The sequence below is a fragment of the Micromonospora sp. 067-2 genome, from assembly GCF_046549295.1.
Lineage (GTDB): Bacteria > Actinomycetota > Actinomycetes > Mycobacteriales > Micromonosporaceae > Micromonospora.
In genome coordinates this window covers 12,411-36,749 of the sequence record NZ_JAJPWB010000010.1, presented here as the reverse complement: position 1 = coordinate 36,749, position 24,339 = coordinate 12,411, and the positions used below count along the sequence as shown (strand labels likewise).

Sequence of the window (24,339 nt, the reverse complement as noted above, 5' to 3'; positions counted from 1 at the left end):
GTGCAGCGATTGTCCAGCCTAGGACCGTACACCGCAGCCGAGGGAGGATGCGGGCATGGACATCGAGCCCGCGCCCCAGCTGGCGTTCCCCCGCGCCACCCTGCGTCAGCGCTGGGAGGATCTCACCTTCCTGCACTGGGCCGTCGCACCGGAACTCGTCGCGCCGCTGCTGCCCACCGGCACCCGCCCCGACACTCTGAACGGCGTGAGCCACGTCGGTCTGATCGGCTTCCGGATGGTCGGGCTGGGCCTCGGCCGGGGCCCCGGTGTGCCGTACTTCGGCACCTTCTGGGAGACCAACGTCCGGCTCTATTCCGTCGACGACACCGGCCGGCGGGCCGTGGTGTTCCGGTCGCTCGACGCGTCCCGGCTGGTCCCGGTGCTGGTCGCCCGGGCGACGCTGCGCCTGCCGTACCTGTGGTCGTCGATGCGCCTGGACCGCGACGGCGACCGGCGCACCTATCGGTGCCGGCGCCGGTGGCCCGGCCCTGCCGGTACGACGAGCCGGATGTCGGTCCGGGTGGGGGAGCGGATCGCCGATCCGACACCGCTGGAGCACTTCGTCACGGCCCGCTGGGGGCTGCACACCCGGGCGTACGGCCGCACGCTGCACCTGCCGAACTGGCATCCGCGCTGGCCGCTGCACCGGGCCGAGCTGCTGCATCTGGACGATGAGCTGGTCACCGCCGCCGGGCTGCCGGCGCCGGCCGAGCCGCCGGTCAGCGTGCTGTACTCCCCCGGTGTTCCGGTCCGGTTCGGTTCGCCGGTCACCGTGGGCCGGCCCGGCTGACCGGGTTGGCCGGTCTGGTCGGGCCGGACGGCGGCTCCCGGGCCTCAGTAGCGGCCACCCTCCGGCGTGGGCAGGGCGTCGAGGTCGGCCAGGTCCTCGGCGCTGAGCTGTACGTCACCGGCGGCGATGTTGTCCACCAGGTACCGGGGGGTCTTGGTGCCGGGGATCGGGACGACGTGCCGGCCCTGGGCCACCACCCAGGCCAGCGCGACCTGCGCGGGGCTGAGGCCGGCCCGGTCGGCGACCTCGCGGACCCGGGCGACGATGGCGAGGTTGGCGCGCAGCGCGTCCTGCTGGAATCGCGGCAGGCCGCGTCGGAAGTCGTCGGTTGGCAGGTCGTCGAACGAGGTGAACCGGCCGGTCAGAAAGCCTCGGCCCAGCGGGGAGAACGGCAGAAAGGCGATGCCCTGCGTGGCGCAGTACGGCAGCACCTCGGTCAACGGGTCGCGTGTCCACAGCGACAGCTCGGACTGCACCGACGCCACCGGGTGGACCGCCTGGGCGCGCACGATCTGGGCCACCGTCACCTCGGACAGGCCGAGCTGCCGGGCCTTGCCCGCCTCCACGACCTCCGCCATCGCACCCCAGGACTCCTCGATCGGCACCTCGGGGTCGACGCGGTGCAGCTGGTAGAGGTCGACGTGGTCGGTGCCGAGCCGGCGCAGGCTGTCGTCGATCGACGCGCGGATGTGCTCCGGGCGGCCGTTGTTGCGGATGGTCGGTGAGTTGCCGGCACCGCCGGTGGGGGAGGTGACCACCAGCCCGACCTTGCTGGCCAGGACGGCGCGCTCCCGGTGGCCGCCGCCCAGCGCCCGGCCGACCAGTTCCTCGTTGGTGTACGGCCCGTACACGTCGGAGGTGTCGAGGAGGGTGGCGCCCAGGTCCAGGGCCTGTCGGATGACCGAGATCGAGGTGTCGTCGTCCCGGGGGCCGGTGATGTCGTATCCGTGGCTCATGCCCATGCACCCGAGGCCGATGACGCCGACCTCGGGGCCCGCACTGCCCAGCGTGGTGGTTCGCATGCCCCCCACGCTACGACCGGCACGGGTGTCCCGCGAGGGCGGCCGACCCGGCGCGGGTGGGTCGTCGGAGCACCGGGCGTTACTTAGGTCTTGACCTAAGCAAGAAGGGACGGGTGCGCACCTACCGGCTCGCACCCCAGCCGCTCGAACATCTGGACACCTGGCTCGCCGTGCAGCGTGCGCGGTGGACCCAGCGCCTCGACCAACTCGACTCGCTTCTCCACGACCTGAAGGAGCAACAGCGATGACCTACACCACGAACCCCGAGCTCGACCTCGTCCTTGAGCGCACCGTCGACGTGGCGCCCGAGCTGGTCTGGCGGGCCTGGACCACGCCCGAGCTGCTTCTGCAGTGGTTCACGCCGAAGCCCTGGTCGACCACCGCCTGCGAGATCGACCTGCAGCCCGGTGGCCGGTTCGACACCACCATGCGCTCGCCGGAGGGTGCGGAGCATCCGAACAGGGCTGCATCCTGGCGGTTGAGGAGGGCAGGACGCTGATCTTCACCTCCAGCCTGAGCCACGGCTTCCGCCCACAGATCGCCGGGGACGGCTTCCCGTTCACCGCGGTCATCCGGATCGAGCCGGACGGTGCCGGCACGAGGTACACGGCCATCGCGATGCACGCGGAGGCGTCGACGAGGAAGTCACACGCCGAGATGGGCGTCCACGAGGGCTGGGGCGCCGCGCTGGACCAGCTCGTGGACCTGATGAAGGCTCACTGACCGATGGTCGTTCCGGGCGCTGGCCGCGCACGCGGTCTGCTCGAAAACTTTTCCGGCGCAGGTGTCGAGGGCGGTGATGCCGGGTTCGACCACAGGACGAGAGCCGGCTTTGCCGGGCTGACGGAGACCGAGGAGCAGATCGATGACGAAGGTGACGACCGGAGCGACGATGTCGTTGGACGGCTACATCGCGGACCCGTCCCACGGTGGCTTCGACTACCTGTTCCAGTGGTACGGCAACGGCGAGGTCGAGACGGCGACGGCCACTCCCGGGATGACCCTGCGCACCTCCGCCGCGAGCGCCCGGCATCTGCGCGACCTCAACGAGCGGACCGGGGCGCTGGTCGTCGGCCGGCGACTCTTCGACATGACCAACGGGTGGGGCGGCAGGCATCCGATGGACGTGCCCGTCGTGGTGGTGACCCACAGTGTCCCGGACGGTTGGGACGCGGAAAACGCCTCGTTCGTCTTCGTCACCGACGGCATCGAGAGCGCCATCGACCGAGCGAAGGCACTTGCCGGTGACAAGGAGGTCGGCGTCAACGGCGGCACGATCGCGGCCCAGGTCATCGAAGCCGGCCTGCTCGACGAGGTGCACGTCGACCTCGTCCCGGTGCTGCTCGGTGCCGGCATCCCGCTCTTCGTCGACCTGAAGATCGCGCCGCTGCAGCTTGACGGGCCCATCAGCGTCGTCGAGGGCAGCGGGGTCACCCACCTGGCCTACCGGGTACGCCCAGCAGTCTGACCACCTCGGGGCCGGCCTGGACCGGGCCGGCCCCGATCCCCGGCCGGCGGGTGGCCCGAGCTTGCGGACCATAGCCGGCGATCGATATGGTGCGCGAAGGCGCCGCCCCGCCTGAGTCCATCACTGTCGATCGACCGAAGCGGGTTCAGCATGCGCACACTGAGACTTGTCACGGCCCTGGCCGTCGCCGGCCTGCTCGCCGGTGCGGTGGCGGTCACCGCCACACCGGCCAGCGCGGCGAGAGCGGTCTTCTCCGTGACCAACAACTGGGGCAGCGGCTATCAGGGCCAGGTCACCGTCACCAACAACACGTCCGTAGAGACCACCGGCTGGCGGGTCGAGTTCGACCTGCCATCCTCCTCGACCGTCAGCCAGTCGTGGAACGCGCAACAGGCGACCGCCGGCAGTCACTACACCTTCACCAACGTGTCCTGGAACGGCACCCTGGCTGCCGGCGCCTCGACGTCGTTCGGCTTCATCGTCGCCGGCTCCGGCACCCCGGTGAACTGCACGGTCAACGGCTCGTCCTGCGGCGGCGGGACGCCGCCCACGCCCACCCCGACCACTCCGACACCCAGACCGACCCCGACCCCGACCCCGACCCCGACCCCGACCCCGACTCCGACGCCGCCGCCGCCGCCGGCCTCCGGCACCCCCGTCGAGCGGCACGGGCAGCTGCGGGTCTGCGGCACCACCATGTGTGACAAGAACGGCGCGCGGGTGCAGCTGCGCGGCGTCAGCAGCATGTGGCTCAACTGGGAGAGCGCCCCCTACGCGGAGAACCTCTCGGCGCTGACCTGGATGCGGGACAACTGGAACCTCCAGGTGATCCGGGCGGCGATGGGCGTGGAACCGGCCGGCGCGTACCTCAGCGATCCGGCCAGGGCGCGCGGGCAGGTGGAGACCATCATCAACAACGCCGTCCGCGCCGGCGTGTACGTGATCGTCGACTGGCACGCGCACGAGGCGCAGAACAACCAGGCCCAGGCGGTGGCGTTCTTCGGCGATCTGGCCCGGCGCTACGGCAACCTGCCCAACGTGATCTGGGAGACCTGGAACGAGCCCTTGCAGTACAGCTGGACCGGCGTCATCAAGCCGTACCACCAGGCGGTGCTCTCCGCGATCCGCGCCGCCGACCCGGACAACATCGTCGTGCTCGGCACCCCGACCTGGTCACAGGGCGTGGACGCCGCGGCGGCCAGCCCGGTCTCCGGCACCAACCTGATGTACACCCTGCACTTCTACTCGTGCTCGCACGGCGCGTGGCTGCGGACCAGGGGTGACGCCGCGATGCGGGCCGGGCTGGCGCTGTTCGTCACGGAGTGGGGAGCGAGCAACGCCGACGGCGGTCTCGACGGCCAGGCCTGCCTGCCCGAGGCACAGGCCTGGATCGACTGGATGAAGGCGAACGGCATCTCCTGGACGGCCTGGAAGCTGGACGTCGGCAACGACACCACCAACCTGCTCAGCCGGGGGGCGCCGGTGACCGGAGGTTGGACCAACTACCTGCACGGCCACGCGCCGTTCGTGGTGGCGAACATGAGGTGACCCGGGGACGCGGGCCCAGCTCCGACCGGGGCCGGGCCCGCGCGGGCGCCCACGTCGAGGCGTGCCGGTCGTGGTCGTCGGCGACGCGTTATCCTGCGCCGGTGGAGGTCACGACGGACGGCGAGCGCCTGGCCGCCGACCTGGACCGCTGGCTGGCCGACCTGACCTTCAACGACCTGGACGCCGACGCGGTCACGATGCGTGTCATCGACTCGGTGGTGCGGTGGGCCGAGACCCAGGGTTGGCGGGTCTACCGGCGGGCGCCCAGCGTGGTGCCGTTGCCACCGCCGCTGGAGCAGCGGCACTCGGTCCTCGACGTGGCGTGCGCCCGCCCCGACGGCCCGCCGGTGGTGCTGGAGATCGACCACACCGATCGGGCGCGGACGGTGCAGAAGCTCCGGGCAGAGGCGGACGCCGGCCGGATTCCGATCTGGGTGCGGTGGGGCACCGGACGATTCGCCGCGCCACCACCGCCGGTGCGGATGGTGACGGTCGAGGTGACCAGGCGCGCCGGGCCGGCGGGGCGCGGACGGCTGCACAGCCGCACCGGCGACCGCCCCGCGCCGGCGCACTCGCTGGGTGGCGGCACGGCGGCCGCGCAGGCGCTGCCGATCCCGCTGACCGACCCGGAGCAGCCGACCTGACCGACGCGCCCCCGGTGCGGGGTAAGGGCACCTGAAGCGAATCGTCAGCGGGACCGTACTTCGACGAGGAGGCCGCTGCCCTCGCCGGTGCCTGGTCGAGCATGGACCAGAAAGCCCCGAGCGCTGGCGGGGCGTACTGTTCGCACCCCGGTGGATCGAAGTTCGTCGTCGGCGGTCATGGCGTGCGGGCGATTTACCGGGTAGAAACATGCCAACCCCTGCGCCGGCCCCGACCGCCGCCCGGAGGGATCAGAGAGCGCTCTCGCCGCACGGCTGCGCCGGAGCAGGTTCCGGCCAGTGGAGAGGACGAACCGCATGACAACCCAGTCCCGACGGGTACGCCGGCGATCCGGTCGCACCCTCCTTCTCGCCCTGGCGCTGACCACCTGCGTCACGATGACCAGCACCGCCGCCAGCGCCGGACGGCCGACGCATCGCGGGCCGGACTTCGGGCCCAACGTCACGATCTTCGACCCGGCCATGCCGGTCAGCCAGATCCAGCAGACGCTCGACGCCGCGAACGCCGCACAGGTCGACAACGAGATGGGCACCGCACGGCACGCCTACCTGTTCAAGCCCGGCACGTACGGCACGGCGGAGCAACCGTTGCAGGCGAAGGTCGGCTACTACACCGAGGTCTCCGGTCTGGGCGCCTCGCCAACCGACGTCACCGTCAACGGCAAGCTGGAGGTCTACAACCGCTGCCTGGCCGACGGCGGCACCGGCAACTGCCTCGCGCTTGTCAACTTCTGGCGCACCCTGTCCAACCTCTCGCTCACCATCGACGCGGCGGGCCAGGACGGCTGCCGGTCGTCGGCGAACTTCTGGGCGGTGTCCCAGGCGGTGTCGATGCGTCGGCTCGACATCAGCGGCGGCGGGCTGTCGCTGATGGACTACTGCACCGCCGGCCCCCAGTTCGCCAGCGGCGGCTTCATCGCCGACTCGCGACTGCCGGCCACCACCAACGGGTCGCAGCAGCAGTGGTTGACCCGCAACAGTGAGATCGCCGGCTGGTCCAACGCGGTGTGGAACCAGGTCTTCGCGGGTGTCGAGGGCGCACCGGACGACGCGGCGTTCCCCGACCCGGCCTACACCACCCTGGAGACCACCCCGCTGAGCCGGGAGAAGCCGTACCTCTTCGTCGACGGCAGGGGTGGCTACAACGTACGGGTGCCCGCCGCGCAGCGCGGCAGCCGGGGCGTCTCGTGGGCCGACGGCCTCACGCCGGGGCGGACGATTCCGATCCGCGACTTCTTCATCGCGAAGCCGTCCGACCCGGTACGCGTCATCAACAGCCAACTCGCGCGCGGCAAGCACCTGCTGCTCACCCCGGGCACATACGACATCGCGCGCAGCATCGAGGTCCGGCGTGCCAACACGGTGGTGCTCGGCATCGGGCACGCCACCCTCACCGCGGGGAACGGCGCCATCCCGCTGGACGTCGCCGGCGTTCCCGGCGTCATCGTCGCCGGCGTCACGATCGACGCCGGTCCGGTCGAGTCGCCGGTGCTGCTACGGGTCGGTCGGCAGCACGGGCACAACGCCAGCAGCGCCGCCAATCCGACCACGCTGTCCGACGTGTACTTCCGGGTCGGCGGCCCGCACATCGGCCGGGCGGACACGGCACTGGAGGTCAACAGCGACAACGTGCTCATCGACCACACCTGGGTGTGGCGCGGCGACCACGGCGTCGAGGGTTTCACCGAGGGCGTCAACGGCGACACGGATCGCTGGCGCACCAACACCGGTCGCTACGGTGCCGTCATCAACGGCGACCACGTGACGGCCACCGGCCTGTTCGTCGAGCACTTCCAGCGGTACAACACGGTCTGGAACGGCGAGCACGGCACGACGATCCTCTACCAGAACGAGCTGCCGTACGACCCGCCGACGCAGGCGGACTGGAACAACGGCACGGTCGAGGGGTGGGCCGGCTACAAGGTCGGCGACCGGGTGCGCCACCACAGCCTCTACGGCGGTGGGGTGTACGTCTTCAACCAGAACAACCCGTCGATCCACACCGAGAACGGCTTCGAGGTCCCGAACAGGCCGGGCGTGCGGCTGCACCACATCATGACCGTCAACCTCAGTGCCGGCACGATCGACCATGTGGTCAACGGCGTCGGCGCGGCGGCCGACACGACGAAGATCGGGCTTCCGGTCTACGTCGCGCAGTACCCGCTGCCGTAGGACTGGTGGCGTTTCCGGCGGGGCCGCGGGCACTGGTGCCCGCGGCCCCGCCGGACGTGCACCGTCACCGAGTCGGGTAATTAGTAGCTTCTTCTTGAAAGTCCGTTTTATAGGCTTTAGATGAGTTAGCGTTTCCCCGGCAGCCCTGTGCCGCAACGGGTCGACCGACCCGTCGTTGCGAGGAGATTCCGACGTGGACCTTCCAGATCGTGCCGTCGCCGCCGACCTGCCGGCGGACCGCACGCCCCGGCGCGTCCTGGTGACCGGAGGCGCCGGCTTCATCGGCGGCCACGTGGTGGCTCGACTGATGCTGATGGGTAGCCAGGTCCGGGTGCTCGACAACTTCTCGACCGGACGGATGGAGAACCTCACCGACGCCGTCTGCGGCGGATTGACCGAGTCGGACGTGCTGGTCGGCGACATCCGTACGCCCGAGGGGGTGGAGGTCATCCACCAGTGGCAGCCGGACGTGGTGGTGCATCTCGCCGCCCAGCCCAGCGTCTCCGCGGCTGGTCGTGCCCCGTTGTACGACGCCGACGTGAACATGTTCGGCACCGTCAACGTTCTCGAGGCCTGTGTCAGTGGTGGGGTGCGCCTGGTCGTCGACGCCGCCGGCAGCGCCATCTTCGGCAACGTCGCGCCGGACGAGTTGCCGGTGGGGGAGACCCACCCGATGGCGCCGGTGGGTCCGTACGGGATCAGCAAGGCCGCCGCCGTCCATTACCTGGACTGGTACGCCCGCGAGCGCGGTCTGGCGTACACCTCGATGGTGTTCGGCAACGTCTACGGGCCTCGGGATGCCGGCGGCGGCGACTGTGGCGTGGTGTCCCTGATGGCCGACGGGCTGCTCGACGGGCGTCCGGTGACCATCTACGACGACGGCGCCCAGACCCGCGACTTCATCCACGTCAGTGACGTGGCCGAGGCGGTGGCCATCGCCAGTCACCACGACGGGGTGGGGATGGTCAACATAGCCTCGGGCCGGCAGACGGCCGTCAACGAGGTGTACCGCGCCGTCCAGGAGGCGGTCGGTGTCGCGGACGCACCCCGCTACGAACCACTGCCGTGGCCGGGCGAGGTCCGCAACATGGCGCTCGACACCAGGAAGGCCCGCGAGGTGCTGGGGTGGCAGCCGGCGATCGGCTTCGTCGAGGGTGTCCGGATGACCGTGCGGGACGCCCGTCGCCGGAAGGCCGGCCCGCGCATCCTGCCGCCGATGCGGGATGCCGACCGGGTGATGAGCAGCCGTTAGCGGCCGGGGCCGAGGGAGCGGCATTTTTCGCGCGACCACTCGTCTCCTGCCGGCCGGCTGGCAATTAATTTCATCGATCAGTCGTACTCTTGCGGCGTGGCATTCGCTACTGCCACGATGACCGTCAATGCCTTCCGTCCCGAAGGAGTGGTCGTCATGGCGGTCTCCCGCCGTAGGTTCGTCTCGTCGGTGGTGGCGGGGTCCGCCCTCGCCGCCGCCTCCACCACCGAGCTGCTCACCGCCCTCACCGGCCCGGCCTCCGCGGCCAGTCCTGCGGGGGACGTGGTGGGCAAGGTGACGGTCGGCTACCAGGGCTGGTTCAGCTGCCCTGGCGACTCCGCACCCATCGGCGGCTGGTGGCACTGGAGCCGCGAACGGTTCCAGCCGCCCTCGCCCGCCAACACCACGATCGTGTCCTGGCCGGACATGCGCGAGTACACGCGCAGCTACCCGACCGCCTATCCCAACCTGGGCAACGGCTCGCCGGCCACCCTCTTCTCCTCCTACGACCAGCAGACGGTGGACACCCACTTCCGGTGGATGCAGGAGCACGGCTGCGACACGGCCGCCCTGCAGCGGTTCAACCCGACGGGCGACGAGGGGCCGACCCGCGACGCGATGACGCAGAAGGTGCGCTCCGCCGCCGAACGCTTCGGCCGCAAGTTCTACGTCATGTACGACGTCACCGACTGGTTGGGCATGCAGTCGGAGATCAAGACCGACTGGACGACGAAGATGTCCGCGTACACCGCCTCCAGCGCGTACGCCCGACAGAACGGCAGGCCGGTGGTCTGCATCTGGGGCTTCGGCTTCGCCGAACCCAGCAGGCCCTTCGCGCCGGCGCCCTGCCTGGAGGTCGTCAACTGGTTCAAGGCGCAGGGCTGTTACGTCATCGGTGGCGTTCCCACCTGGTGGCGCCAGGGCATCGAGGACTCCCGCCCCGGCTTCCTCGACGTCTACCACGCGTTCAACATGATCTCGCCGTGGATGGTCTACCGGACCACCACCCTGGAGGGGCTCGACTCGTACTACAACAACGTCAACATCGCGGACCTGGCCGACTGTGTGGCGCGGGGCATCGACTACCAACCCTGCGTGATGCCCGGTGACCTCGCCGGGGGGCACCGCCGGCACGGCGACTTCTACTGGCGGCACATCTACAACATGGTGCGGCTCGGCTCGCAGGGCCTCTACGTCTCGATGTTCGACGAGTACAACGAGGGCAACCAGATCGCCAAGACCTCCGAGACGCAGGCCACCACCCCGGCCGGCGCGAACATCCGGGCGCTGGACGAGGACGGCGTGGCCTGCTCCGCCGACTACTACCTGCGGATCACCGCCGACGGCGGCCGGATGCTCAAGGGACAGTTGGCGCTCACCCCCGTCCGTCCCACGCCACCGATGACCGGCACCCCGCCCCCGGCCGGCGGAAACCTGGCCGCCGGCCGGCCCACCTCGGCGAGCAGCCAGGGTGGCGGGTTCCCGGCCGGCAACGCGGTCGACTCGAACGTCGGCAGCTACTGGGAGAGCGACAACGGCGCCTTTCCGCAGTGGTGGCAGGTCGACCTCGGTGCCAGCTACCAGGTCACTCGACTGGTGGTGCGGCTGCCATCCGGCTGGGGGACCCGCACCCAGACCATCACCGTGCAGGGCAGCGTCGACGGTGCCTCGTTCACGACCATCACCCCGGCCGCCGGGTTCACCTTCGACCCGGCCACCGGCAACACCGTCACTCGTACGCTGCCGACCACCGCCGCCCGCCACATCCGGCTGAGCTTCAGCGGCAACACCGGCTGGCCGGCCGCGCAACTCGCCCAGGTCGAGGTGTACGCCGGCACCACCGCACCGGACAACCCGCCGACCGCGCCGAGCGGCCTCACGGTGACCGGACGGACCGCGACCAGCGTGTCACTGGCGTGGGCGGCGTCGACCGACGACACCGGGGTGACCGGTTACCAGGTGCGTCAGGGCGGCACGGTGGTCGCCACCGTCGCCGGCACCACGGCAACCGTCAGCGGGCTCAGCCCGTCCACCGCGTACACCTTCACCGTCACCGCGCGCGATGCCGGGGGCAACACCTCCCCGGCGTCCAACACCGTCTCGGTCACCACGGACGCCCCGGCCAACGCGGACCTCGCCCGGGGACGGCCCACCACGGAGAGCAGCCACGTCCAGAGCTACGCGTCGGGCAACCTGGTCGACGGTGACCCGAACAGCTACTGGGAGAGCGCCAACAGTGCGTTCCCGCAGTGGGTACAGGTCGACCTCGGCGCCTCGCGCACGGTCGGGCGGGTGGTGCTCAGGCTGCCCCCGGCCGCCGCCTGGGCCACCCGGACGCAGACGCTCGCCGTGCAGGGCAGCGCCGACGGGGGCAGTTTCGCCACGGTGGTCGCCTCGGCGGGACGCACCTTCGACCCGTCCACCGGCAACCAGGTGACCCTCACCTTCACCGCCGCGCAGACCCGCTACCTACGGATCACCGTCACCGGCAACACCGGGTGGCCGGCCGGGCAACTGTCGACCCTGGAGGTCTACCAGAGCTGACCGACGGTCGGGCGGCCGCCGGACGCCGACCGGCGGCCGCCCACCCCAGGCGTCCACCCGGTCGGCGTACGCCCCGGTCAACTGCGACGGGTTTCGAGCACGTGCAGCACCTCGCGAAGGTGGTCGGCGAGCTCCCTGCTGCCGGCGTCGCCGAGTTGGTCGGCGACGAACGACTGCGCGTCGACCCCCGCGACCACGGCGGAGTCGATGACGTCCAGGCCGGCCTCGGTGAGCTGTGCGAAGACGCCCCGCTTGTCGGTGGGGTGCGGGACCCGCTCAACCAGGCCGGCCCGGACCAGCCGATCGAGCCGCCCGGTCATTCCGCCTGTCGTGATCATCATCGAACGCGCCAGATCGGTCGGGGCCAGGCGGTGGGGAGCACCGGCCCGTCGCAGTGTCGCCAGCACGTCGAACTCGGCGCGTGAGATGCCGTGCTTGCCGTACGCCCGCTCCAGGCGATCGCCCATGAGCCCGGCCAGCCGGTAGATGCGCCCGAAGATCTCCATCGACCGCGTGTCGAGGTCGGGCATCTCGCGGGCCCACTGGTCGACGATCACGTCGACGTCGTCGGGGCGTCCGGTCGGCTTCGCGGCGGGGGTTGTCGTGGCCATGGGGCTAGTCTACCTTGAAGGTCGCTTAGCAGTAAGTTACCTCTAAGGAGATGTCATGTCAGACCGGGCTTCTCGCCGCTGGCTCCTGGGTGGCACCACGGTGAGATCGAGCGCGGCATGACACGTCTCCGCGTGACCCTCCTCGCCGCCGTCGCGCCCATCACCTGGGGCACCACCTACTCGGTCACCACCCTGTTCCTGCCGCCGGACCGCCCCATGACGGCCGCACTGCTGCGCGCGCTCCCCGCGGCACTCGTGCTGCTGGCCCTCGCGCCCGGCCGCCCCACCGGTCGGTGGTGGCTCCGACTGGCCGTCCTCGGCGTACTCAACATCGGAGCGTTCTTCCCGCTGCTGTTCGTGGCTGCCTATCGGCTGCCAGGCGGGCTGGCGGCGGTCGTCGGGTCGCTGCAACCGCTCATCGTGTCCGGCGTGATGTTCGTCCTCGGCTGGGGTCGTACACCGCGAACCCAGCTCCTCTGGGCGCTGACCGCGGTTGCCGGCGTCACCCTCACGGTGCTCGGCGCAGACGCGCACGTCGACGGTCTGGGCATCGCGGCGGCGCTCGCCGGCACGTCGGTGATGGGTGTCGGCATCGTGCTGACCAGGCGGTGGGGCAAACCGCCGGACATGAGTGGGCTCACCGCGACCGCGTGGCAACTGCTGATCGGGTGCGTCCTCATCGCCGCACTGGTGCCGCTGGTCGACACCGGCAGCTTCGTGGTGACCAGCCGGATGCTCGTCGGCTGCGCCTGGTTGAGCCTGGTCGGCACCGCGCTGGCGTACTCCGTGTGGTTCCTCGGTGCCCGCGAGCTGCCCTCGACGAACCTGTCGCTGCTCGGCGTCCTGAGCCCGGTGACCGCGGCCCTCGCCGGCCTGGCCCTGCTCGGCGAGGTCTTCACACCCCTGCAGACCGCCGGCTTCGTCCTGGCGTTGCTCGGCGCGATCGCCGGCCAACGCATCGACCTGACCTCGCTGCTGCGTCCCCGTCGTGCCCTGCGAGGCCCCGAACTCCTGAGCAGGAGGTGACGGAAACCATGGGCACCCGTCAGCTACGCCGGTTGTTCCATCCGGCGTACGTCGTCGGCGGGGTGGATGGTGCGGACCGGGTCGGGCACCGGCCCCCGCCGTCGCCACTCGCGCGGATAGCCGAGCGAGACCTCCTCGAAACGCACGCCGTCGTGGAACGTCGTGCGGGGAATGTGCAGGTGCCCGTAGACCATGGTGGCCGCGCCGAAGCGCAGGTGCCAGTCCCGGGTGCGGACGGTGCCGCACCACTGGGCGAACTGCGGGTACCACAGGACGTCGGTGGGTTCGCGCACCAACGGGTAGTGGTTGACCAGCACGGTCGGCAGGGTCGGGTCCCGCTCGGCCAGCCGGCGTTCGGTCTCGACGACCCGGGCCTCGCACCACGCCTCACGGCTCGGGTACGGATCGGGGTGCAGCAGCGCCTCGTCGGTGCACACCACGCCGGCCTCGTACGCCAGCTTCAGCGACTGCTCCTTGGTGTGCGCCTCGGGAACCCGGAACGTGTAGTCGTAGAGCACGAAGAGCGGGGCGATCGTGGCCGGCCCGCCGTCGCCGTCCCACACCGGGTACGGGTCCTCCGGGGTGACGACCCCCAACCGGCGGCACAGTCGTACCAGCTCGCGGTAGCGCTCCTCACCGCGTAGCTGCACCGGATCGTCGGGCGGCGTCCACAGCTCGTGGTTGCCCGGCGCCCAGACCACCTGCGCGAAGCGGCTGCTGAGCAGCGTGAGCGCCCACTCGATGTCGGCGAAGCGCTCGGCCACGTCGCCGGCGACGAGCAGCCAGTCACCGTCGTTGTCGGGGTGCAGCTCCCGCACGAACGAGCGGTTCTCGGGATAGCCGATGTGCAGGTCGCTGACGGCCCGTAGCCGGGGTGGAAGGCTCACGCCCCGAGGCTAGGCCGGCGCGGTCGGGTCGGGACACCCCTGTCCGGCCGGTGTCGCGGTGCACCCGGCGACCGGCTCAATCAGCAGAACCAGCCATCCTGCACCCAGCCGCGCCGGTTGATGTGACCGTAGGCGAAGCCGTAGACGTAGCCGCCGCTGCCGGGACCCTCGACGAGGAATGTCTGGCCCTGGTAGAGCGTGCCCATCCAGGCCCCGTTGGGCTGGGTGCGGACGAACAGGTCGCTCGCGCACACCGTCTCCCGCTGGCCGATCGTGCCGTTGGCGGCCTGTGCCGGGGCCGGTGCGGCGAGCATCGCGGCGATGATCCCGGCCAGCAGGCTGGCCGCAGCGCGGGTGACACCGCGACTCACCACGAGTCGTACCCGCCGATGCATTCGGCCCGGAGGTAGCCCCAGTCGTTCGGACCGAAGTCGAACGAGGCCGCCCATCCGTTGTAGACCGGGTGTGCACCTGGCGTGTGGCCGATCCTGTTGCCGTAGCCGAGCGTGCGCTTCAGCCCGGTGGGCCCGCCGGCGGAGTCGTAGTTGGCGTAGAAGCTGGAGCTCTGACAGACCACGATAGCGTGCCGGGGCACCACTGGGTCGGCGTGGGCCGGCGTGGCGCCCAGGGCGGCAGTGGCCGCTCCGATGGCTAACGCGGCGACCCCCGTGCGGATCCGTCGAGGCATGCCCACCTCCCGTGTGCCGAAACTTTCTACCGGCGAACCTAGCATCGCCGTTGATAAATGTCGATGAATGTCGGCGACCGGGTTTCGGTACGGCATATCCCGCAGTGAGGCGGGAATGCGCGCGGCGACCTGCCACGGAGCCCGACTTCCGACTTCAGGAGACGACATGCCCTTCATCACCGTGGGGACGGAGAACTCCGCACCCATCGACCTGTACTACGAGGACCACGGGGCCGGCAAGCCGGTCGTGCTGATCCACGGCTTCCCCTTCAACGGGGCGACCTGGGAGAAGGAGACCAACGCGCTGCTCAACGCCGGATACCGGACGATCACCTACGATCGGCGCGGCTTCGGCAACTCCGCCCAGCCGGCGTTCGGGTACGACTACGACACCTTCGCGGCCGACCTCGACGTGCTGATGACCGAGTTGGACCTGCGCGACGCGACCCTGGTGGGTCACTCGATGGGCACCGGTGAGGTGGTCCGCTACCTGGCCAACTACGGCTCGCAGCGAGTGAGCCGGGCGGTGCTGCTCAGCCCGCTGGAACCCATGCTGGGCAAGGCCAAGGACAACCCCGAGGGCGTCGACACGAATCTCTTCAAGGGCTTCCAGCAGGCGATCATCAAGGACCGCTTCGCCTACCTGACCCAGTTCTGCGACACGTTCTTCAACTACAGCGAGAACAAGGGGAAGCTGGTCAGCGAAGAGGCGTACCGGGCGCACTGGCAGATCGGAGCGATGGCCTCCGGCAGGGCCACCCACAACTGTGTGGACGCCTGGCTGGAGGACTTCCGGGGCAACCTGCCGAAGATCGACGTGCCGGTCCTGATCGTGCAGGGCGACAAGGACAACGTGCTGCCGTACCCGGTGACCGGTCAGCGGCTCGCGCCGATGATGCCGACCGCCCAGCTCGTCACGCTCAAGGGTGCCCCGCACGGTATTCCGTGGACGCACGCCGACGAGGTCAACAAGGCGATCATGGACTTCATGAAGCAACCGGCGAAGGCTCGCGCCTGACCGGCGCCGGATCGGATCGGAGGCCGGTGCGGCACGAACACGGCGACACCTGGCCCGCTCTGGGCCGGGTGTCGCCGTGCGTCGGGCCCGGCGCTCGGCTGGCCGGCTGGTCAGGCCCGGATCAGCGTGACCAGCCCCGCCGCGACCAGCACGCCGGCCCAGAGCCGGTCGACGTTGAACCACGCCCGACGCAGCACCCCGACCCCGAACACCTGATAGACCAGCATCGCCACGACCAGGGCCGTCCCGAGCATGGCGACGGTGTGCACCCCGGCCGCGGCCAACCCTGGCAGCGCGCCCACCGGCGCGGCGGCCAGGTGCCCGGAGTGGCCCGTGGGCACCGGTTCGGCGACCAGCACCGGCAGCAGCATCAGCCCGGCGCCGTGCGCCGACGACATGAGGAACGACCAGCCGGCGAGCTGCGCCGCCGACAGCCGCATCCCCGCCCAGCGGAAGTGCCGCTCGGAGAGCAGCCGCCACAGCCCGAAGCCGACCAGCAGTACGCCGCCGACCACCGCCAGGGCGGTGCTCGCCGTCACCGACCGGGTGGCGGTGACCAACGCGGCGATGATCGCCACCGAGGCGAGATGCCCCGCCGCGATCGGCGGCAACGCGCGGAGCAGGGCCGAGCGGCTGCGCTCCTGCAGCCCACGGGCCACCGCGAACAGCCAGCCCATGGCCGGGTTGAGGCCGTGGAACGCGCCGAGCGCGGCGAGCGTCGCCCAGGTGCCGACGGTCACGGAAAGCAGTACGAGTCGGAGGAGGCGTCCCCGCCCTGCAACCGGGTCTGGTGCACCCGCAGGCCCCGGAACTCCTCCCCGTGCGGAAAGAACCTCTCATCGGGGGTGAGCCCACCGGCGTCCACGTCGACGTCCAGCTTGGCCAGCCAGGCACCGACCCCGTCGGGATAGAACTGGTCGTCCCACGCGCCGTAGAGCGAGTTGCTGACGTAGACCCGCCGGCCGTCCCGGCTCACCTCCACCATCTGCGGGCCGCCGGCCAGCGCCTCGTCCGGCGCCGACGGGTGTGCCGCGCGACGGACGATCCCGCCGAGGTGCACCGAGCCCGTCTGCACCGGGTGCAGTGGGTCACTGACGTCGTACTGGCGTAGCTCTCCGGTGCCCCAGCAGGAGACGTAGAGGAACCGGTCGTCGACCGACAGGTCGATGTCGGTCACCAGCGGCGGCACCGCTCCGAACGGCTTGAGCAGGTCGGGCAGGTCGGCCGGATCCGCCGGCTCGGCCGGGATGTCGATCACCTTGGTGACCGCCCAGGCGTCACCGTCGCGGTGCCAGAGCCAGACCGAGGCGGACAGGTCCTCCACACTGATCACCACCCCGACGAACCCGTACGACTTCGTCGGGTCGTGCGCCGGGCGCAGCTCCAGCGGCATCTGATATTGATCGCCCAGGTCGACCCGCTGCACGTGCCGACGTTTCGCGAGGTCCCAGAAGTGGATGGCGTGGCCGTAGCGCTTTCCCAGCAGCAGCTCGCCGACGATGCCGTCCTCGATCATCGACGGGGTGCCCCACTCGCTGGTGACCAGCACGTCCTGGGTGAGGTGCCACCACAGGTCGTACGCCAGGAACTGCGGGCCCCGGTCGGCCTCCCACGCCCCGCGCACCTCGAACGTGGTGTGGTCCAGGATGGCGATGCCCCCGGGCCCCTCGGCGCCGTCCGCGCCACCGAGCGCGGAGAGGTAGATGCCGTCCGGGCCACAGTGCACGGTGTGCGGACGGGAGTAACCGGCCCGCTTGGCCAGCTCCTCCGGGCCGATCACCTTGACGACCTGCGGTTGGCGCGGATCGGGCTTCGTGTCGAGGACGTGGATCCGTGACGAGCGCAGGCCGGGCACGATCAGGTAGCGCCGCTCGACGTGCGGGTGTGGAGCGGTCGGGCAGAGCGCGCTGCTGCACGCGTTCCAGCCGAAGTGGTGCAGCTCGTCGCCCAGGTGCGGCAGGTCGGTCCACCCGACGACCCGACCGTAGTCGGGGGAGTCGGGGTCGGTGTCCAGCACCACGATGGCGTCCGGACGGCTGGCCGTACGGTCGAATGCCGCCACGTAGGCCAGCTTCTCGGCCGGCGCGGTCCCCGCCTCGCGGGCAGAGGGGTAGAAGGTGGGATCGGGGGTCCAGCGGGTCATCGGGGGTCTCCGCTCGTCAGATGGTGGGAACGCCGAGTCGGTCGAGCAGGTGGCGACGCAGCGCGCCGAAGGCGGGCTCGTCCGGGGTACGGGTGGGTGCGAGGTCGACGGGCAGGTCCGCGGCGATGCGACCGGCGTCGAGGAGCAGGATCCGGTCGGCGAGGAGCAGCGCCTCCTCCACGTCGTGGGTGACCAGCAGCGCCGCGAACCCGTGCTCGGCACGTAGTCGGCGTAGCAGCACCTGCATCCGCAGCCGGGTCAGCGCGTCCAGGGCGCCGAACGGCTCGTCGAGCAGCAGCAGGTCGGGCTCGCGGACCAGGGCGCGCGCGACGGCCACCCGCTGTGCCTGCCCGCCGGACAGCTCGGCCGGCCAGGCCCGGTGCCGGTCGGCCAGCCCGACCTCGGCCAGCGCCCGCTGGATGCGCCCCGCGGTGCCGGGACCGGACAGCCCGAGCCCGACGTTGGCGGCCACCCGCTTCCAGGGCAGCAACCGGTGTTCCTGGAAGACCACGGCGGCGGTGCCGTGCACGACGGTCTCGCCGTCGGCCTCGCCGTCCAGGCCGGCCAGAATCCGCAGGAGGGTGCTCTTGCCCGAACCGCTGCCGCCCAGCAGAGCCACCACCTCGCCTCGCGCGATGGTCAGATCGACCCCGGCCAGCACGACCGTCGGCCCGAATGCCCGGTGCACCGCGTGGGCGGTCAGCACCGGCCCCGTGCTGGTCAGGTGGCCCGCAGTCCGCGACGCCATGTCAACATCCTCCTCTCCAGGACGCGCAACGCGAGGTCGGATATCAGCCCGAGCAGCGCGTAGACGAGCAGGCCGAGCACCACCACATCGGTCTGGCTGAACTCCCGCGCCTCCATCATCAGGAAGCCGATCCCGGTCTGGGCGTTGACCTGCTCGCCGACGACGAGGCTGAGCCAGGCCGCCCCGATCGCCAGTCGCAGGCCGAGGAACAGCGCCGGCAGCGCGCCGGGCAGCACGACGTGACGCAGTCGGGCGGCCTGCCCGAGCCCGCAGGTGCGGGCCGCCTCCACCAACCGCTCGTCGATGTCCCGGATGCCGGCGTAGGTGTTGAAGTAGATGGGAAAGAACGACCCGAGTGCCACCAGGCTGATCTTGAGCGGTTCGCCGATGCCGACCCAGATGATCAGCAACGGGACCAGGCCGAGGTGGGGCAGCATCCGGGCCATCTGCACCGGTGGATCGACCAGATCGTCGCCGAGCCGCAACAACCCCGCCACGGTGCCCAGGATCAGCGCCAGGACGCCGCCGATGAGCAGCCCCGCGCCGGCGCGGGTGAGCGAGTCGACCAGGTGGACGGCGAGCGTCCCGTCGCGCGCCAGCCGCCAACCGGCGGCGAGCACGTCGCTGGGCGCGGGCAGCTTCTCCGGCGGCAGCAACCCGGTGCGGGCGGCCAGTTCCCAGCCCAGCACCAACCCGACCGGGCTGGCCAGGCGCCGCCACCGTCGGGCCGGCCCCTGACGCCGCGACACGGCCGGCGCGACGGCCTCGGCGTCGGCAGGGGCCTGGACGAGAGTGGTACGGCTCACTGGAAGACCTCACTGAACCGGCCATCCACCCGGGACCTGATGTCGACCGGACCGGGGATGAGGCCCAGGGCGATGAAGCTGTCGGTGATCGCCTGCAGTTCGTCGCCGATCGCCGGAGTGACCGGGGCGAGGGGCCGGGCACTGCGGGTGAGGGCACGGCTGGTGACGTCCTCCGGGATCTTCAACTCCGGTGCCAACGTGCGGGTCCGATCCTCGGGGTGCGCGATGCCCCAGTCGGTCACCTCGCGGTACCGCTGGAGGAACGTCCGGATCTCGCCCGACCGCTTGTCGACCGCGTCGGGAGCGGCCAGGACGTACTCGCGGTTGCTGGCCAGGCCGGTCGCGTCGGCGAGCACCTGGACACCCGGCTGCTCGGCCAGGGCGAAGTACGGATCCCAGATCACCCAGGCGTCGATTTGCCCGCTGTCGAACGCCGGCCGCCCCTCGGCGGGTTTGAGGTACTTCACCTCGATGTCCTTCAACGTCATCCGGTTCGCCTCGAGCAACCGGACCAGCAGCCAGTGCACGTTGGAGCCCTTGTTGAGCGCGACGGTCTTGCCCTTCAGGTCGGCGAAGCTCCGGTAGCCGCGATCGGCCTTGACCAGCACCGCCTCACCCTGTGGAATCGGCACCGAGGTGCCGATGATGGAGAACGGGATCTTGCCGGCCGCGGCGAAGACGGGCGGGGCCTCGCCGACCTGCCCGATGTCGATGGACCCGGCCTTGAGCGCCTCGGTCAGCGCCGGGCCGCTCTCGAACAGCGACCACTCGACACCCGGTGTGGCGCCACGTGCCTTGACCAGACTCAACCCTCCGAAGCGCTGGTAGCCGATCCGGAGCTTTGCCGTCTCGCCTCCGGCGTCGGCGGATCCGCCGCAGGCGCTCACCCCCGCCGTGGCGAGCAGGGCCACGGTCGCGAGGGCGGCTGTCAGAAGGCGACGACGGTACGGCGGACGGCTCGTCAAGGGGGTGCGCATGGGAACTCCTCGGGGTCGCACAGCTGTGCCGATCGCATCGACCGGCGTGAGCGGTGACAGGTAGCCTACTAACCCGATAGGTTTTATGGGTAGGCTGTCGGCGGGATCGTCCCACCCCTCAGGAGGTGCCCGCCTAGCCGCGTGCGCCGCCGCACCTGCTCCCGCCGCGCTCTGGAGGAAAGAACCGAGATGACCCTGACCTTCCACTGGTTCCTGCCGACCAACGGCGACAGCCGGGACATCGTCGGCGGCGGACACGGCGTGCCGACCGGTGCCGCCGGAGGCGCCCGCCCGGCCAGCGTGGCCTACCTGGGGCAGATCGCCCGCACCGCCGAGCAGCTCGGCTTCGTCGGGGCGCTCACCCCGACCGGCGCCTGGTGCGAGGACGCCTGGTTGAGCACCGCCATGCTCACCGAGGTGACCGAACGTCTCAAGTTCCTGGTCGCCTTCCGACCCGGGTTGGTCGCGCCCACCCTGGCCGCCCAGATGGCCTCGACCTTCCAGCGGCTCTCCCGGGGCCGTCTGCTGCTCAACGTGGTCACCGGCGGCGAGTCGCAGGAGCAGCGGGCCTACGGCGACTTCCTGGACAAGGACGCCCGGTACGCGCGGGCCGACGAGTTCCTGCACGTCGTACGCGCGCTGTGGCGCGGCGAGACGGTCGACCACGCCGGCCCCCACGTACGCGTCGAACAGGCGCGGCTGCACCGCCTGCCCGACCCGGCCCCGCCGGTGTACTTCGGTGGCTCATCCGCGGCCGCCCTGCCGGTGGCGGTGCGGCACAGCGACGTCTACCTCACCTGGGGCGAGCCGCCCGCCCAGGTGGCCGACAAGCTGGACCGGGTCCGAGCGCTGGCCGCGGACGCCGGGCGTGAGCTGCGCTTCGGCATCCGACTGCACGTCATCGCCCGGGACACCGCCGAAGAGGCCTGGACGCAGGCCCGCCGCCTGCTCAACGGCATCGCCGAGGCCGACATCCGGGCGGTGCAGGACGGCCTGCGCCGCAGCGAGTCCGAGGGCCAGCGCCGGATGCTCGACCTGCACGGCGGCTCCCGCGACAGCCTGGAGGTGTCACCCAACCTCTGGGCGGGGGTCGGCCTGGTCCGTGGCGGGGCCGGCACCGCCCTGGTGGGCAGCCACAGCGAGGTCGCCGACCGGATCGCCGAATACCACGCACTCGGCATCGACGAGTTCATCCTCTCCGGCTATCCCCACCTGGAGGAGGCGTACTGGTTCGGTGAGGGCGTACTGCCGATCCTGGGCGCCCGCGGGCTGTGGCGGCACCCCGACGGGCAGGCGGAGGCGGCGGAACACGTCGACATCCCGTTCGCCGGGTCGCCGGCACCCCGCCCGGCAGCGGAGCCCGCCGCGGCCCGCTGACCGGAGGCCGCCCGCCGGGACGGCCGTCACGGCTGACCGGGTCGGCCGGCCAGCCGCCGGCCGACCCTCCGCGCGGCGAGACTCACCGCGACACTGCCGGCCGCCATCCCGGCCAGCACCAGGACCGCCCCGACGGGCCACAATCCGCTGTCGTCGGCCGACGCGGCCCGCCACGACCAGGCCACCGTGAAGGCCACCGTCATCACCGGCGCCACCAGCCACGGGCTCAGTCGCGTACCGGCGAGGGCGGCGAGCAGCGCGAGTGTCAGCACGCAGCCGATCACCTGCCACGGCTCGTACGGGCCGCTGGTCGCGCCGGTTTCCTCCTCGACCGTGTAGTGGGTGTCCCGTCCCAGCCACAGCAACCACACCCCGACCGTGGCCGCCGCCAGGAACAGAGCACCGAGCAGTGCGTGCGTACCCCTTGTCGCCGTCATCCAGCGATCATTCCTCGCTTGTCGCCGTAGGGAAATGAGCACCGGTACCCGACTCGACCACGGGCGCCGGTCAGGGCTGGACGCGGGCGAGGAAGTCGCGGGCCAACCGCACCACCTCGTCGAGGTGCGTCTCGAGCAGCCAGTGGCCGCCGTCGAGCAGGTGCAGGTCGGCGTCGGGCAGATCCCGCAGGTAGGCGCGTGCCGCGCCCGCCGGCATGTAGCCGTCGTGTGGCCCCCAGACGATCAACGTGGGCGGCCGGTGGGTGCGCAGGTACTCCTGCTGCCGGCCGAACCAGGCGACCGTGCTGCCCTGGTCGGCGAGCAGGCGCAGCCAGGCGTCCCGACGACTCCGATCCGCGACCAGCGCCCCGGAGAGCCGCCACAGGTCCGGGCTCACCCGGTCGGCCAGCCGGTCCGGCAGGTCGCCCAGGAACTCGCGTCGGAAGCCCTCCTCGGTGATCGCGGCCGCCAGTTGCGCCCGGCCCTCCTCGGTCGGATCGCGCCAGAACCGCTTGAGCGGCTCGTACCTGGGCCCGTGCTGGTCCGGGTAGATGTCACCGTTCTGGATGATCAGACCGGCGACCCGCTGTGGCGCGGCCATCGCCAGGCGCAATCCGAGGTGGCTGCCGTAGTCCTGCAGATAGATCACATAGCGGGTCAGCCCCAACACCTCGGTGAACCGACGCAGTAGCTCGGCGTGCGCGTCGAAGGTGTAGGCGAACCGGCCGGGATCGGGCGTGTCGCTGTAGCCGAAGCCCGGGTAGTCGGGTGCGACGCCCCGCCACCTGTCGGCCAGCGCGGGCAGCAGGTGGCGGAACTGGAACGACGACGACGGGTAGCCGTGCGGCAGGAGCACCACGGGCGCGTCGTCGGCGCCGGCCTCCCGGTAGAAGATCGTGATGCCGTCGACCTCGACCGTCCGGTGCCGCACAGCGTGCTCGGTCATGGCCCCTCCTGGCCGGCTGCGGGGTGGCCGGACCCCTCGACCGTGCCAGAAGCGGCGCGGGATCGTGGCGGAATCTGACCGGCCGTGCCGCCCGGTCGGGCCGCCGGCGCGGGGCCGGTCGAGTCGCGGACGACCAGCAGGTGCCCGGTGGCGCGACGCCGGGGGCGCGCCGAGCGGGGTTTGAGCGCGAGGGTGAGCGCCGTCCGGCCCATCTCCGCCATCGGCAGCCGGATGGTGGTGAGGCTGGGCGCGAGGTCGGCCGCCACGGAGACGTCGTCGAAGCCGACGACGGACATCCGCTCGGGCACCGCGACGCGGCGCGACCGCAGCGTCGACAGCACTCCGATGGCCATCGCGTCGTTGAGCGCGATGATCGCCGTCGTTTCCGGGTGCTCGTTCAGGATCTGCTCGGTGGCCGCCCGGCCACCGCCGCGGGTGAAGTCGCTGTGCACGACGGCGAGGTCGGCGGGGGAGAGTCCGCGTTGCCGCAGCGCCGAGGACACGCCGGCGAGCCGGTCGGCGACCGTGGTGAGACCGGCGCTGCCCGCGGCCACCGCGATCCGCCGGTGACCGAGATCGATCAGGTGTTGGGCGAGGGCCCGGCCGCCGGCCTCATTGTCCGGCAGGACGGCGTCGACGCCGAGCGTGTGCCGTCCGATGGCGGCGACCCGCCCGCCGTGGTCCTGGAACGCGGCCAGTTCGTCGTGGGCCTCGGCCTCCACCCGGGGGTCGCCGTAGCCGGAGCCGCCGATCAGGATGATGCCGACCCGCTGGGCGATGAGGTGGCGTAGTTGTTGCAGCTCGTAGTCCGGGTCCCGACCGGACTGGGAGATCTGCACCAGCAGCCCCCGCCCGGAGGCGACCTGGATGACCCCGCTGGCGATCTCGGAGAAGTAGGGGTCGTCGACCTGGTGGACGATCAGCCCGACGGTGGAGCTGGCGCCGCTGGCGAGGGTGCGGGCGTACGGGTTGGCGACGTACCCCAGCTCGCGGGCGATCCGACGAACCCGGTCGGCGACCTCGGCGCTGACCCCGTCGCGGCCGGCGAGGGCGCGGGAGGCGGTCGCCAGCGAGACGTCGGCGCGGACCGCCACATCCACGAGGCGGGGTCGCTGGCCGGCCCTGGGCATTCCACCTCCCAAAGACATCCATGTCACCCGATCTATTGCCAGTGACGATCGTCGAAGCCTAGGGTACGTAAGCGCTTACGTAAGCGC

Annotated in this window: 24 protein-coding genes and 1 pseudogene; 12 read left to right on the top strand and 13 right to left on the bottom strand. The window is 71.2% G+C overall.

Going from position 1 to position 24,339, the window contains the following annotated elements:
* Positions 1-55: 55 nt before the first annotated feature.
* Positions 56-790 carry a YqjF family protein gene (locus ACLJN9_RS23525; protein WP_410813678.1) on the top strand — a complete coding sequence of 245 codons (735 nt, stop codon included), beginning with the start codon at positions 56-58 and terminating at the stop codon, positions 788-790.
* Between the two features lie 44 nt (positions 791-834).
* Here the strand turns inward: ACLJN9_RS23525 and ACLJN9_RS23520 are convergent, their stop codons facing one another.
* Positions 835-1,812 carry an aldo/keto reductase gene (locus ACLJN9_RS23520; RefSeq protein WP_410813677.1) on the bottom strand — a complete coding sequence of 326 codons (978 nt, stop codon included), beginning with the start codon at positions 1,810-1,812 and terminating at the stop codon, positions 835-837.
* 113 nt (positions 1,813-1,925) lie between these two features.
* Here ACLJN9_RS23520 and ACLJN9_RS23515 point away from each other — a divergent pair, with 113 nt between their 5' ends.
* The 8 genes and pseudogenes from ACLJN9_RS23515 (at position 1,926) to ACLJN9_RS23480 (ending at position 11,458) form a co-directional block, all read left to right on the top strand.
* Positions 1,926-2,060, top strand: coding sequence for a hypothetical protein (locus tag ACLJN9_RS23515; protein ID WP_410813676.1), 135 nt, complete (start codon positions 1,926-1,928; stop codon positions 2,058-2,060).
* A pseudogene (locus tag ACLJN9_RS23510) lies at positions 2,057-2,535 on the top strand (SRPBCC family protein). Before ACLJN9_RS23515 ends, ACLJN9_RS23510 begins: the two are co-directional and overlap by 4 nt.
* A 142-nt stretch (positions 2,536-2,677) precedes the next feature.
* On the top strand, positions 2,678-3,280 hold the full coding sequence (locus tag ACLJN9_RS23505) for a dihydrofolate reductase family protein (protein WP_410813675.1): 603 nt from the start codon (positions 2,678-2,680) through the stop codon (positions 3,278-3,280).
* A gap of 150 nt (positions 3,281-3,430) precedes the next feature.
* Positions 3,431-4,828: a cellulase family glycosylhydrolase gene (locus tag ACLJN9_RS23500; RefSeq protein ID WP_410813674.1), complete on the top strand. Its 1,398-nt coding sequence runs from the start codon at positions 3,431-3,433 to the stop codon at positions 4,826-4,828.
* A 101-nt stretch (positions 4,829-4,929) separates the two neighbouring features.
* A complete protein-coding gene (locus ACLJN9_RS23495; protein WP_410813673.1) occupies positions 4,930-5,472 on the top strand; it encodes a hypothetical protein in 543 nt (180 codons plus the stop codon).
* Positions 5,473-5,787: 315 nt separating this feature from the next.
* Entirely contained in the window at positions 5,788-7,662 is a 1,875-nt protein-coding gene (locus tag ACLJN9_RS23490; RefSeq protein ID WP_410813672.1) for an adenylyl cyclase, read from the top strand.
* Positions 7,663-7,855: 193 nt separating this feature from the next.
* Entirely contained in the window at positions 7,856-8,914 is a 1,059-nt protein-coding gene (locus ACLJN9_RS23485; protein WP_410813671.1) for an NAD-dependent epimerase/dehydratase family protein, read from the top strand.
* A gap of 96 nt (positions 8,915-9,010) precedes the next feature.
* Complete coding sequence (locus ACLJN9_RS23480; protein ID WP_410813670.1) at positions 9,011-11,458, top strand: discoidin domain-containing protein; 2,448 nt, start codon at positions 9,011-9,013, stop codon at positions 11,456-11,458.
* Positions 11,459-11,535: 77 nt separating this feature from the next.
* On the opposite strand, the gene ACLJN9_RS23475 is transcribed toward ACLJN9_RS23480, so the two are convergent.
* Positions 11,536-12,069, bottom strand: a complete 534-nt coding sequence (locus ACLJN9_RS23475) for a MarR family winged helix-turn-helix transcriptional regulator (RefSeq protein ID WP_410813669.1) — start codon at positions 12,067-12,069, stop codon at positions 11,536-11,538.
* A gap of 117 nt (positions 12,070-12,186) precedes the next feature.
* Here ACLJN9_RS23475 and ACLJN9_RS23470 point away from each other — a divergent pair, with 117 nt between their 5' ends.
* The gene (locus ACLJN9_RS23470) at positions 12,187-13,095 is read left to right on the top strand and encodes an EamA family transporter (protein ID WP_410813668.1); all 909 of its coding nucleotides are present in this window, start codon (positions 12,187-12,189) and stop codon (positions 13,093-13,095) included.
* Positions 13,096-13,118: 23 nt separating this feature from the next.
* Here ACLJN9_RS23470 and ACLJN9_RS23465 read toward each other — a convergent pair whose 3' ends face one another.
* From ACLJN9_RS23465 to ACLJN9_RS23455, 3 genes are all read right to left on the bottom strand, one after another.
* Positions 13,119-13,982, bottom strand: a complete 864-nt coding sequence (locus ACLJN9_RS23465) for a metallophosphoesterase family protein (protein WP_410813667.1) — start codon at positions 13,980-13,982, stop codon at positions 13,119-13,121.
* An 80-nt stretch (positions 13,983-14,062) separates the two neighbouring features.
* A complete protein-coding gene (locus ACLJN9_RS23460) occupies positions 14,063-14,353 on the bottom strand; it encodes a hypothetical protein (protein WP_410813666.1) in 291 nt (96 codons plus the stop codon).
* Positions 14,350-14,670 carry a hypothetical protein gene (locus ACLJN9_RS23455; protein ID WP_410813665.1) on the bottom strand — a complete coding sequence of 107 codons (321 nt, stop codon included), beginning with the start codon at positions 14,668-14,670 and terminating at the stop codon, positions 14,350-14,352. The genes ACLJN9_RS23460 and ACLJN9_RS23455 overlap by 4 nt, the downstream gene beginning before the upstream one ends.
* 166 nt (positions 14,671-14,836) lie before the next feature.
* Between ACLJN9_RS23455 and ACLJN9_RS23450 the strand changes: the two genes are divergently transcribed.
* Positions 14,837-15,688, top strand: a complete 852-nt coding sequence (locus ACLJN9_RS23450; protein ID WP_410813664.1) for an alpha/beta fold hydrolase — start codon at positions 14,837-14,839, stop codon at positions 15,686-15,688.
* A gap of 110 nt (positions 15,689-15,798) precedes the next feature.
* Here ACLJN9_RS23450 and ACLJN9_RS23445 read toward each other — a convergent pair whose 3' ends face one another.
* The 5 genes from ACLJN9_RS23445 to ACLJN9_RS23425 are packed head-to-tail and all read right to left on the bottom strand — an operon-like array spanning position 15,799 to position 20,362.
* Entirely contained in the window at positions 15,799-16,428 is a 630-nt protein-coding gene (locus tag ACLJN9_RS23445) for a hypothetical protein (RefSeq protein ID WP_410813663.1), read from the bottom strand.
* Positions 16,425-17,831 carry a selenium-binding family protein gene (locus ACLJN9_RS23440; RefSeq protein WP_410813662.1) on the bottom strand — a complete coding sequence of 469 codons (1,407 nt, stop codon included), beginning with the start codon at positions 17,829-17,831 and terminating at the stop codon, positions 16,425-16,427. Before ACLJN9_RS23440 ends, ACLJN9_RS23445 begins: the two co-directional genes overlap by 4 nt.
* 16 nt (positions 17,832-17,847) lie before the next feature.
* On the bottom strand, positions 17,848-18,579 hold the full coding sequence (locus ACLJN9_RS23435; RefSeq protein ID WP_410813661.1) for an ABC transporter ATP-binding protein: 732 nt from the start codon (positions 18,577-18,579) through the stop codon (positions 17,848-17,850).
* Entirely contained in the window at positions 18,552-19,385 is an 834-nt protein-coding gene (locus ACLJN9_RS23430) for an ABC transporter permease (RefSeq protein ID WP_410813660.1), read from the bottom strand. The genes ACLJN9_RS23435 and ACLJN9_RS23430 overlap by 28 nt, the downstream gene beginning before the upstream one ends.
* Positions 19,382-20,362, bottom strand: coding sequence for an aliphatic sulfonate ABC transporter substrate-binding protein (locus ACLJN9_RS23425; protein WP_410813659.1), 981 nt, complete (start codon positions 20,360-20,362; stop codon positions 19,382-19,384). The genes ACLJN9_RS23430 and ACLJN9_RS23425 overlap by 4 nt, the downstream gene beginning before the upstream one ends.
* A gap of 189 nt (positions 20,363-20,551) precedes the next feature.
* Here ACLJN9_RS23425 and ACLJN9_RS23420 point away from each other — a divergent pair, with 189 nt between their 5' ends.
* Positions 20,552-21,739 (top strand): LLM class flavin-dependent oxidoreductase, encoded by a 1,188-nt coding sequence (locus tag ACLJN9_RS23420; protein WP_410813658.1) that lies wholly within the window; start codon positions 20,552-20,554, stop codon positions 21,737-21,739.
* A 26-nt stretch (positions 21,740-21,765) separates the two neighbouring features.
* On the opposite strand, the gene ACLJN9_RS23415 is transcribed toward ACLJN9_RS23420, so the two are convergent.
* The 3 genes from ACLJN9_RS23415 to ACLJN9_RS23405 form a co-directional block, all read right to left on the bottom strand.
* Positions 21,766-22,176 (bottom strand): hypothetical protein, encoded by a 411-nt coding sequence (locus ACLJN9_RS23415; RefSeq protein WP_410813657.1) that lies wholly within the window; start codon positions 22,174-22,176, stop codon positions 21,766-21,768.
* A 70-nt stretch (positions 22,177-22,246) separates the two neighbouring features.
* The gene (locus ACLJN9_RS23410) at positions 22,247-23,122 is read right to left on the bottom strand and encodes an alpha/beta fold hydrolase (RefSeq protein WP_410813656.1); all 876 of its coding nucleotides are present in this window, start codon (positions 23,120-23,122) and stop codon (positions 22,247-22,249) included.
* Positions 23,119-24,252, bottom strand: a complete 1,134-nt coding sequence (locus ACLJN9_RS23405; RefSeq protein WP_410813655.1) for a LacI family DNA-binding transcriptional regulator — start codon at positions 24,250-24,252, stop codon at positions 23,119-23,121. The genes ACLJN9_RS23410 and ACLJN9_RS23405 overlap by 4 nt, the downstream gene beginning before the upstream one ends.
* Positions 24,253-24,339: the final 87 nt, after the last annotated feature.